The sequence below is a fragment of the Haloferax sp. Q22 genome (genome assembly GCF_001482285.1).
In the GTDB taxonomy this organism is placed as follows: domain Archaea; phylum Halobacteriota; class Halobacteria; order Halobacteriales; family Haloferacaceae; genus Haloferax.
In genome coordinates this window covers 97356-108663 of the sequence record NZ_LOEP01000017.1, presented here as the reverse complement: position 1 = coordinate 108663, position 11308 = coordinate 97356, and the positions used below count along the sequence as shown (strand labels likewise).

The 11308-nt window shown below is 64.9% G+C and carries 5 protein-coding genes; 3 read left to right on the top strand and 2 right to left on the bottom strand.

Annotated elements, in window-relative coordinates; translation table 11 throughout:
* Positions 1-113: 113 nt before the first annotated feature.
* Entirely contained in the window at positions 114-503 is a 390-nt protein-coding gene (locus AM590_RS20440) for a hypothetical protein (protein WP_172795775.1), read from the bottom strand.
* Between the two features lie 82 nt (positions 504-585).
* On the opposite strand from AM590_RS20440, the gene AM590_RS07775 reads away from it, so the two are divergent.
* Both AM590_RS07775 and AM590_RS07770 read left to right on the top strand, forming a co-directional pair.
* Positions 586-4128: a PKD domain-containing protein gene (locus AM590_RS07775; RefSeq protein WP_172795774.1), complete on the top strand. Its 3543-nt coding sequence runs from the start codon at positions 586-588 to the stop codon at positions 4126-4128.
* A 9-nt stretch (positions 4129-4137) separates the two neighbouring features.
* Entirely contained in the window at positions 4138-5568 is a 1431-nt protein-coding gene (locus AM590_RS07770) for a PKD domain-containing protein (protein ID WP_058826968.1), read from the top strand.
* Between the two features lie 274 nt (positions 5569-5842).
* On the opposite strand, the gene AM590_RS07765 is transcribed toward AM590_RS07770, so the two are convergent.
* On the bottom strand, positions 5843-10351 hold the full coding sequence (locus AM590_RS07765) for a dockerin type I domain-containing protein (RefSeq protein ID WP_253805902.1): 4509 nt from the start codon (positions 10349-10351) through the stop codon (positions 5843-5845).
* A 493-nt stretch (positions 10352-10844) separates the two neighbouring features.
* Here AM590_RS07765 and AM590_RS07760 point away from each other — a divergent pair, with 493 nt between their 5' ends.
* Positions 10845-11096, top strand: a complete 252-nt coding sequence (locus AM590_RS07760; protein WP_058826966.1) for a hypothetical protein — start codon at positions 10845-10847, stop codon at positions 11094-11096.
* Positions 11097-11308: the final 212 nt, after the last annotated feature.

The following is an 11308-nucleotide window of genomic DNA, read 5'->3' as shown; positions in this document are numbered from 1 at the left end:
GATCTTAGACATGAATCATCGACGGTTTCCCGCTTCAACTCCCTAGTTCTAACGGTCGAAGCCAACGCTGTCCAGCGATTCACCAGAGCCAACGAATCAAATTCGACTTCGAATCAAACTACGACGCCAGTAAACCAGACCGATGGGTCGAAAGATTCGGAGGAAGTGACTGAAGACAACAAAACACCTGATTCTTCGACTCCGGTGAACGAGACGGAAACTCCGGAGACGAATTCCACTGAAACTCCGGAGACGAATTCCACTGAAACACCGGTGAATGAGACGGACACGCCGGAGTCGAACTCAACCGAAACACCGGTGAATGAGACGGACACACCGGAGACGAACACCACTGAAACTCCGGAGACGAATTCAACCGAAGCACCGGTGAACGAGACGGACACGCCGGAGTCGGACACATCCCCGAATGAGACGGAAACTCCGGAGACGAACGCCACCGAAGCGCCGGCGAACGAGACGGTGACGCCGCAAGCGAACGACACGGCGGCCCGAACTCAAGCGACCAACGGGACGGTCGAGGCAGCGCTCTCCGGCTCGGTGAGTATCACGTCGGTCAACACGACGATGTACGACGCACCGGTCGATTCGATTGCGAGCGGCCAGCCGGTGTCCGTTACTGTGGACTACTCGCTGTCCGGACAGAGTTCCTACGACATCCGGATTATCGAGCAGGACAGCACTGAACTCACGGACGATCAGGTCGCTTCGAAGACCGTCACGTCGGACTCGGGAGAGACGACCATTCGCGTTCCGGCGGACGCGCTGGACAACGCCGCCAGTGACGAGTCGTTCCTTGACCCCGGTATCGAACTTCGGGCGGTCGTGTTGCGAGGTGCCTTTCGCGACGACATCGAGTCTGCGACGGTCGACAAGGGCAGAACGAGTAGCACGATCTACCTCGCCGACGACTCGGTCGAGACGCCCGTCGTCGAAGGAGACACGACCGATGTCACGCTCTTCGGTTGGGGTTCGAACACGTACGCGGGATGGGAGCTGAGAGAGGACGACTTGATCTCGAACCCGCTCGTGGCGTCCGGAAGCGCTCGAACCAACAGTTCGGGCTACTACGAACAGGACGTGCAGTACACGCCCAGTGAGTACCGAAGCGGGGTTGGTGACCCACCGATTGAGATATTCGCGGCGTCCGACGACTCCTCCGATACCACGCGGCAGTTCACCGTGGGCGTCACCGAGTCCGACGACCCACCGGTCATCGACGACATCAGCTTCGACCCGTCGGTCCCGAACCCGCACGACAGGAACGGGAACAACGGCGAGACGGTCACGATAACTGCCTCGGCGAGCGACGATAATCGCATCAGTTCGTACGAGTGGGATGTCGACGGTGACGGCCAGTACGAGTACACCGGGGAGTCTATCGACATCGTCTACCACGACGGCGGCGACTACGACGTGACGCTCCGGGTTACCGATTCGAGCGGACAGAGCGTCATGGAGACCGAGACGCTCCACGTCAACAGGCGTCCGTACCCGGACATCAATGGACCGGGGTCGGTCGTCTCGGCACCGGCGGGCGGCAGTGCGACGGTCACGCTCGATATCTACGACTCGACGGACCCCGACGGTAGCATCGATTATTCGGGAACGACGTGGATCGTCGCTGGTATCGACGGCACCGACTTCGGGACCGAGACGTACACCGACCGCGGCGGTGAACTCCAGGTTGACCTCCCGGCGGGGGACTACCGCGTCGAGGCGTACGTCGAGGACGACAACGGGTTCCGAGCGCTGACGAATCGCGTCGGCGAGTCGGTCGAGTTCGAGGTCAACGCTCGCCCGTCGGTCCAGGCGTCAGGCCCGAACGAGGTCAACGAGGGACGGTCGTTCACCTTGCGCGCCTCCGGCAGTGACGATAACGGCGACTCCCTGTCTTACTCGTGGACGCAGACGGGCGGCCCGGGGACGGCGGAGGGAAGCGGCAGCTCGGTGACGTTCGAAGCGCCCGAAATCGACAGCAGTAGCCGTCAACTGACGTTCGAAGTCACCGCCGACGACGGGCGCGCGACGGCGAGCGACACGGTCACCGTCACCGTTCAAAACACGAACGAACAGCCGACTGCGGACCTTGCCGCGACGCCGACGGAAATCGACGAGGGCCAGTCGGTCACGTTAGACGCAAGCGGGTCGTCGGACCCGGACGGAACGAGCCTCTCGTACGCGTGGGAGGTCGTCTCCGCGCCGACGAGCGGTGCCCCGACGCCGTCCGGTTCGAGCGGCGATGTCACGCTGACGACGCCGGGCGAGTACACCTACGAAGTGACGGTGACTGACCGCGGCGGAAAGTCAGATACGGCGACGGTCACGGTGACCGTTGCCGACGTGAACCCAGCCCCGACCGCTTCACTCACCGCCTCGTCATCGACTCTCGACGAGGGGCAGTCGGTCACGCTCGACGCCAGCGATTCGTCCGACCCGGAGGGCGAACAACTCACGTACGACTGGGAGGTCGTTTCGGCACCGGCGGGCGACGCGCCGACGCCGTCCGGTGCGAGCGGCGATGTCACGCTGACGACACCGGGCGAGTACACTTACGAAGTGACCGTGACCGACCGCGGCGGTGACGGGAAGTCCGACACGGCCACCGTCACCGTGACCGTCGCCGACGTAAACCCCGCACCGACCGCTTCGCTCACGGCCTCGCCGTCGACTATCGACGAAGGCCAGTCGGTCACGCTCGACGCCAGCGACTCCTCGGACCCTGAGGGTGAGGCGCTGACGTACAGGTGGCGGGTCCTGTCTGCCCCTGTCGCCGACCCGCCGATTCCGTCGGGTTCCGGCGGGGATGTCACGCTGACGACGCCGGGCGAATACACCTACGAGCTGACTGTCGTCGACCGCGGCGGTGACGGGAAGTCCGACGCGAGCACCGTCACGGTGATCGTTGGAGATGTCAACGAGCGGCCGACGGCAGAAGTCGCGGCGTCCCCGTCGACTCTCGACGAAGGCCAGTCGGTCACGCTCGACGCCAGCGACTCCTCGGACCCCGAGGGGACGCGCCTCACGTACGACTGGCGAGTCCAGTCTGCTCCCGTCGACAATGCTCCGACACCATCGGGCGCCGGCGGGGATGTCACGCTGACGACGCCGGGCGAGTACACCTACGAAGTGACGGTGACTGACCGTAGCGGCGACGGGAAGTCTGACACGGCCACCGTCACCGTGAACGTCGGAGACGTCAACAGAGCGCCGACCGCTTCGGTCACGGCGTCGCCCGACGAAGTTCGCGCGGGGTCGGGCGTGACGCTCGATGCGACCGACTCGTCGGACCCGGAGGGCGAACAACTCGCGTACGACTGGGAGGTCGTCTCGGCACCGACGAGTGACGCCCCGGCGCCGTCCGGTGCGAGCGGGTCGGTGACGCTGACGACACCCGGCGAGTACACCTACGAGGTGACTGTGACCGACCGCGGCGGCGACGGGAAGTCCGACACGGCCACCGTCACCGTGAGCGTCTCGAACGAGACCGGAACGACAGTGAATCTCCGCTCCGATTCGGTCGCGACGACCGGCCAGCGGACGAACGTCAGCGTCGTCGTGCAGCGGGCCACGGACGGGGTTCGCTCGTACGACGTGACGCTCCACGTCTCGAACGCGTCGGTCGCGACCGTCGAGGACGTCTCCTTCGCCGGCGACCCGCAGTTCTCGAACGCGAACGTCTCCGACGGCGACGCGTCCGTTCGCGTGACCGCGGGGGCCGCGAACACGGCCGACAACGGGTCGGTCGTGATTGCAAACGTGACACTCCTCGCCGACGCCGCCGGAACCACGGACGTGCGTGCGACCGTTCAGGCGCTCGGTGACGAGAACAACGACGCGTACGTCGTCACGGCGGTCAATAACACGACGATCACCGTTGAGTCCGGCCCGCCCGCGATAGGGTCCGACCGTAACCCGCCGACCGATCCGGACGGCGACGGCGTCTACGAGGACGTCAACGGAGACGGTGAGTTCAACGTCATCGACGTCTCCGCGCTCTTCGATAACCGAAACGACGCGGCCGTACAGGAGCACGGTCGCTTCTTCGATTTCAACGGAGACGGCGCGTTCAACGTCATCGACGTCTCCGCGCTCTTCGACCAACTCTAACTACTCACGATGTCATTCCACACTCGCTCGCTGCTCGTCGGGGTCGTGTTGCTCGCTGCGGTCGCCGGGAGCCTCGCGTTCGCCCCGCTCGCACAGGCCGCAGGTGAGACGACCGTTCGCCTCTCACCGGTAAACCAGTCGGTCGAAGCGAACGACACCACGACGGTCGATATCGTCGTCGAGAACGCTTCTGAGGGCGTCCGGTCCTACGACGTTTCGGTCCTGCTCGAGCGGGACGGAGTCGCCAGCGTTGCCGATGTCGAACTTAAGGGTGACCCGGGGTTCTCCGATGTCACCCCGGGAGACGACCGCCAGCGGGTTCGCATCACTGCCGGGACCGCTGACACCGCGACCGGGTCGAACGTGACGATTGCGACCGTGACCTTCACCGCCAACGGCACGGGCACGGCGCCGGTCGCGCTCAGTGTGAACGCTCTCGGCGACAGCGACAACGTCGCGTACTCGGTGTCGCGAACCGTGAACGGGTCGCTGACGGTCGGTGACGCCGACGCCGGCGAAGATACGACCGCTCCGGTCGCAGACGCCGGCGACGACCTGACGACACCGGTCAACACGACCGTGACGCTGAACGCGAGCGGTTCGACGGACAACGTCGGTATCGACACCTATCAGTGGGACCTCGATGGAGACGGAACCGTCGAGCGAACAACCGAGACCCCGACGGTGACCACGTCGTTCGCTCGGCCCGGAACGACGGCTGTCGAACTCAGCGTGATTGACGCCGCCGGGAACACCGACTCGGACACCGTGAACGTGACCGCGGTGAGCGACTCGGAGGGCGTTACGGTGCGGTTGGACCCCGAGTCGTCCCGGGTCTCGCGGGGTAACGAGACCGCGGTCGACGTCGTCGTCGAGAACGTGACGAACGGCGTCCGGTCGTACGACATCTCGGTTTCGACGGCCGCCGGCTCGCCGGTCACCTTCGAAAACGCGACGCTCGCCGGCGACCCCGGCTTCCGGTCGGTCGATATCTCTCCAAACGGAGACCGAATCTCTATCACCGCAGCGGCGGCTGATACGCCTGACACCGGCGCGGTCACCGTCGCGACGGTGACGGTTCGTGGCACTCACAGCGGAACCGCGACGCTCGAAGCGACCGTCACGGCGCTCGGCGACGAGGATAACGAGCCGTACACCGTCGGAACCGTGTCTAACACCTCGGTGACCGTTGGACAGCGTACCGGACCGCCCGCAATCGTCGCGGACCGCCTCCCGACGGACGTTGACAACGACGGCGTCTACGAGGACATCAACGGCGACGGGAACGTCTCGGTCTCGGACGTGCAGGCGATGTTCGCGAACCGAGACGACGACGCGCTCCGACAGCAGCGCGGCGCGTTCGACTTCACCGGGGACGGCGACATCAACATCGTCGACGTGCAGCGTCTCTTCGCCGACGTTCGCGGTCGTCCCGCCTGACATCCGACACGCCGCTTCCGCGGTCGCTCGCGGCCGTGTCGTCGGCGACCGGTCGGTTTTTCTTTCTTTCGTCGTCCTGTCCGAACTCTGGGTGTGTGGCTGCGTTCCCGCCCGCCGCCGAGTCTCCGCACTCTCTGGTCGCGCCGTGGTGAGCGGTCGCCGTTCGAACGCTCGTGATGACGGAGGCTCCACACGTCGTCGACCCACAGGACGAGCGTCCGACGGTCCCGAAGAAAAGAAACGTCGTCGCGGGCGCTCCCGCGAGGGCGCAGTCTCAGTCCCGAATCTCGACGAACAGCCGCTGCACGTCGACGACGTTGACCTCGCCGTTACCGGAGAAGTCGAACTCGTCGGCGTTGTCGGTGATGGCCGGGCTGTTCCGGTTCGCGAACATCGCCTGCACGTCCGAGATGGTCACGTTTCCGTCACCGTTGATGTCCTCGAACGTTCCGTCGCCGTCCGGGTCGGTCGGCGCGGCGTCAGATGCGCCGACTGGTTCGAGGTCCACCGCGGTGAGGGTCACGCCGCTCTCGGAGCCGACGTCGTACTCGGTACCGGGTTCGCTTCCCAGCACCGTCTCCGACACCGCGAGTTCGGACGTTCCGGCGGACGTGAGCGTGACGTTCACGCGGGCGAAGGTGACGGTCCCAGTCTGCGCCGTGTCCATGCCGAACGCATCGATTGCGACCGAGTCGTTCTCCGGGCCGCGATTGATGTCGGTCCCGTTCGGCGAGCCGAGGACGGTCACGTCGGTGATCGTTCCCGCCGTGCCGTTCGTCAGGTTGAGCGTCGTTTCGAACGCGCCGACGCCCTCGGTCACGTTCGTCGCGACGAGGTCGACGGTCACCGTCTCGTTCACGCTCGCGGTCGTCGGCGTCGCGAGCGCCCGCACGTTGACCGCGTCCGGCGTCGCGTTGGTCTCGTCGTCACCCAACTGGACCGTCACGGTTCGGTCTCCGGTGAGCGTGAGCGTCTCGGTCGTCTCGACGCCTTCGAGGTCGGTCGCGTTCGGCGGCGCTTCGACGGTCAGCCGGAGGTCGCCGGCGAGTTCGACGCCGGGACGGCCCGTCGCGTCGAGCACCATCGTCCCGTTCGGAAGCGTGCTTCCGGAGACGAAGCCGACCGAACCGTTGTTGCGGTGGTCGACCGTCACGCGCGCGTTCTCGACTGGGTCGCCGCCGGCGTCGACGACGGAGACGTTGAGCAGGTGTGCCTCGGGAAGCCCGACTGTTCCGACGTCGTTCGGGGCGGTCCCCACGTCAATCGACGTCGCCGCGTAGACGTCCGGGACGGCGTCACGCGGGAAGCTCGTGCCCTGTTCGTCGTACCGCTCCTGTCGGAACTTCACGTTGTACGTCCCGTTTTCCGCGACGGCCACGCCGAACGAACCGTCGTCGGCCGTGCGAGCGAAGCCGCCGCCGGACGTCCCGTTCGTATCGCCGAGGACGACCGTGGTCCGGTTGTCCGCCGGTTCGCCGTCCGGCCGGACGAACTGGCCGGTGACGTTCACTCGGTCGGTCAACCGGACCGTGAGGTTCGTGTCCGACGTGACGTTCAGCCGCGTCCCGACGAAGGTTCCGTTCGGTCCTCTGGCCTGGACCTGCACGTTGCCGCCGTAATCGTTGGGAACCGCGTTCGGCCCGGCGACTTCGACACCCTTTGTCTGGCCGAAGATGAACTGACCGCTGTTGTCGGTCTCTCCGCTGACGGAGTCGAACACGCGGTTTCCGCCGTAGGCGACGACGACCGTCGCGTCGTCGGCCGGCTCACCTTGACGGTCGAGCACCGTCACGTTGAGCCGGCTGGCGCTCGGCAGCTCGTCGCTCCCGAGATGTGTCGAACTGTCGGCGTAGACGCGGTGCAGCGGGTAGATGTCCGGCACCCCGTCGACCTGGCTACTCGGCTGGACGAAGGAGACCTGATACGCCCCGCGGGCGGCCGTCAGGTCGTACTCGCCGTTCGGTCCGAGCGACGACACGTCGCCGTCGGTCGCGCCGAGCCGAGTGTCGAGGACGACCTCACCTGGCGGGACGGTCCCGTCGGCGGCCTCCACGAAGCCAGTCAGGTTCGACTCCGTGTCGTCCGTCTCGTTCGCGGCGAGCGTGAACGAGAGTTCCGTGTCGTTCGTCACGGTGACGCGCTGTTGTTGAATCGTCTCCTCGTACGCGTCGGAGTCCGCCGGCGGCAGGACCTCGACGGTCACGTTGCCGGTGACTTCCACGCCGGGACGGGATGCATTACTGAGGGTGAGTAGTCCGTCGGCGTTCGTCAGGCCGCCGTACACCACCCTCACGGAGCCGTTGGCGTGTCCGAGACGAATCCGCGCGTCTTCGACCGCAGTCCCGTTTTCGGCCGTCACGGAGACGTTGAGGACGTGGCCCTCGGGAATCTCCGCGTCGACGGTCGTCGTCTGTGACGTGTTGATTCGGTCGACCGCGTAGATGTCCGCGACGCCGTCGCGCGGCCACGCGTCGGCTCTGGCGGCCGACTCGCTTCCGTTGAACTGGTAGAAGCCGACGTGATACTCGGTGTCCTGAAGCACCGACTGGTCGAACTCCGCGATATCCTGCGTCGTGTTGTAGAACCCGGTGTCGTTCGTCGTCGCGGCGGCCGTCGGGGTATCGAGCGCCCCGTTGAACAGCGCGACCGTATCGTTGACCAGCGGCGTTCCATTGGTCGTCGTGATGCGGCCGGACACCGACGTGGTCTCGCGGACCGGCTCCGCGCTCTGGTTGACGTCGATGTAGCCCTCGTCCGACGAGAGCCGACCGTCTGCGGTGACGGTCTGGACCATCGCGGAGTAGCTGTCGGCTTCGGTCGTCGCCGGAATCCTGACCGTCGCGTTCTCGCCCGGCTCGAACGTCCGGGTCGTGAGCACGCGGTCTTCAGCGTCGCTATCCCACGAGTAGACGGTGAGCACGCCGCCTTCGACCGTCTCGTCGGGCACGTCGTAGTTGACTGTCACCGTCTCGCCGGGCGCGACTTCGGTGTAGCCGTTCCCGCGGTCCCCGACGCGGACGTTTATGGCGTACTGGCTCAGCGACGGCGACGTCCAGTAGTTGAAGTCCCGCGTCCGGCTGTCGGCCGCGAGCGCGACCGAGAGCTGCGCGTCCGCGGGCACGTCGTAGGTGAACGACGCCTGCCCGCTGGCGTTCGTCGTCACCAGCCCGGTCGCGAACACGCCGGCTCGCAAGCCGTTGCGCGCACCGATGTACGCGACGGGCGCGTTCGAGACGGGTGAACCGTCCGCGTCGGTGAACGATATCGACCCGTTCGCCGACTGGCCGGGTTCGGTTCCGTACTCCCCGTCGAGGTCGGTTTCGCCCTGCGAGATGTCCGTGTAGCCGTAGCCGACGACTGTGCTGTCGTCGACAGTCGTCGTCGCGCGCAGTCGGATGTTCCTGTTGTGGTAGTCCGCAAGCGATTGCGGCAGGTCGAACGAGACGCTCGCCGCCCCGGTGCTGTTCGTCGTGACGGTCCGGTAATCGAGAACCGTCGCGTCGACTCCCGAGAGCACGCGAACGTCCTGGTTACTCACTGCCGTGTCGTTTTTCTCGACGATGACCGTCGCCGTTACGCTCCCGTCCGGGCTGACGTCGCCACCCGTCCGGACCTCCACCTCTGCCGCCGGTTCGTCCGGCACCGGTTCGTCGTCCTCAGTCGTTCGGTTTTCGACTTCGAGTTCGGCGTCCTCAGCGATTCGAACGCCGTTCGTCTCGAGGGTGACGTCGTAGTGGACGCGATACTCCGTCTGGTTCGCCGGCACGTCCCACGACGTCACGAACTGGCCGCTGGCGGTCGTCGTGAGCGTCTGGGTCTCGAGGACCGTATCGCTCTCGTTTTCGACGCGCAGCGTGATCTCCTCGTTCGCCAGCGGTTCGCCCGTCTCGGTGAGAACCGTTCCGGAAATCGACGCGCGCTCGCCCGGCCGAAGCTCCCACCAGTTCGGGATGTTGACGCTACTGATGTACTCCGCAGAATCGATGGTCGCGCGCTCGGTTTCGCCGTTCGGTCCGGTCGCGCGAACGACGTACGACCCGCTCTGCGTCGTCGTGAGGTTGAGCCGAGCGAAACTGTCGGCCCCTGTCGTCACGTTCTGTTCGGTTACGCTCCCGTTGGGTGCCCGAATCTCGACGTGAACCGGGTCACCGGTCGTGGGATCTCCGTCGACGCTCGTGTGAACGGCGACGCCAACGGTGCTGTTCCGCGGCGTCGTTTGACGGTAGTACTGCGGGACGAGCTGTGCCCGCGGGCCCGCGGTAAAGCTCGCGTAGCCGGTGTATCCGCTCACGTCTGACGTCACGAACACTCGGTACTCCCCGTTATCGCGTCCGGTGAGGTCGTAGTCGACGACTGCCGTCCCGTTTTCTCCGGTCGTCACGTTGAACGTGTCCGTCCCGTTCGGCGTCTCGACTTCGACCGTGAGCGACGTGTTCGCCGGCACGTACTCGTCTGTCGTCACGTTCACCGCGCTCACGCGGATGTCGACGGTCCCATCGCTGTCGTACGAGGGTTCGCCGTACTCGTAGGCGACGCTCGCCGCCACATCGATTCCCGGGTCCGAGTCGTGGCTGACCGAACTGAGGAGTTCGTCGGACGACTCGGCGTCGCTCGCCGTGACCGTCGAATCGTCCGTGAGTTCGACGCGTTCGGTCTGCTTTTCGATGCCGCCGTCGGTCCGTACGTAGGTGACGACGAGATACTCCCCTCGCGGGAGCGACGACGTGTCCACATCACCCCCTTCGAAGTGGTAGTCTTCGCCCGACTCCGTGTCGATGAACACCACCTCGAGAACCCCGCTTTCGTTTACTGGTTGTACCTCTGTGTCCGGTGGCTGCTGAATCTCCTCTGCCGCACTAACCCCAACCAATGCGACCGAGCAGACGAACAGCACTGCCCCTAGTGTAACTGCTATCCGTGCTCGCATCAGTCGCAAGTGTTTATTGAAATAGTATAATTGTACCGTACGCTGGAAACAATTGACTGGGCCGCGATGTCGGTGAGTCTCGCGACTCCCGACCGAACCACCGCGAGAACGCCTTCGGGACCTCACAAGCGCAGAATGGGTGGATATAATAACTCTAACCTTGTTACATCAGCTGTGAACATGGCTACCAATCCTGTCTCCCGGTGACTCGCCGATGGGAATCGTCCTCTCGACTGTCACTCGGAGAAACAATTATTGGCTGTTACATGAATCTCTAACCGAATGAGTGCCTTCAGTACTCCGTGAAAATGCGGATTCGTAGGTGCTGACAAGGAACGTTCCATACAACATGGTGGCTACACACTACGAAGTGGGTGAAACAGTACCAGTAGACATCTGCTCGGTCCCCGCCGAGGAGGAAGAAATCACGTTCGCCGTCCCCGTCGACGTCTACGACGGGTACGGGAGCGCCAAGCACGTCTATCCGACAGAGCAAGTCGAACGCATCTGGGACTTGTTCGTCACGAGCGGCGACACCGACGAGGTGGCGGTCGCAGACGAAGTTCGGCTCTACACGATTCCCCACGACGCGCTCCGCTGAGTGGGTCGTGGTCGCGCTGTCGTTCCCCTCCACATCGCGCTCGACTCGCGAGCGCGAGTCGCATTCGACGACCAGACATCGGGGCCGACCTATCCGATAGTTTACCATGGGTCGAACGGTCCAGAACTCGCAGACGTGCCACTGATTCGACCAGACAGCTCAGAGACAGCTATGCGTGACTACGCGGCGACGACCGTATCGGTTCGGACCGA

What these genes read in the sequence shown, in the direction of transcription:
- AM590_RS07770 (WP_058826968.1), top strand. Translation starts at nt 4,138, where the DNA reads ATGTCATTCCACACTCGCTCGCTGCTCGTCGGGGTCGTGTTGCTCGCT.
- AM590_RS07760 (WP_058826966.1), top strand. Translation starts at nt 10,845, where the DNA reads ATGGTGGCTACACACTACGAAGTGGGTGAAACAGTACCAGTAGACATC.
- AM590_RS07775 (WP_172795774.1), top strand. Translation starts at nt 586, where the DNA reads ATGTACGACGCACCGGTCGATTCGATTGCGAGCGGCCAGCCGGTGTCC.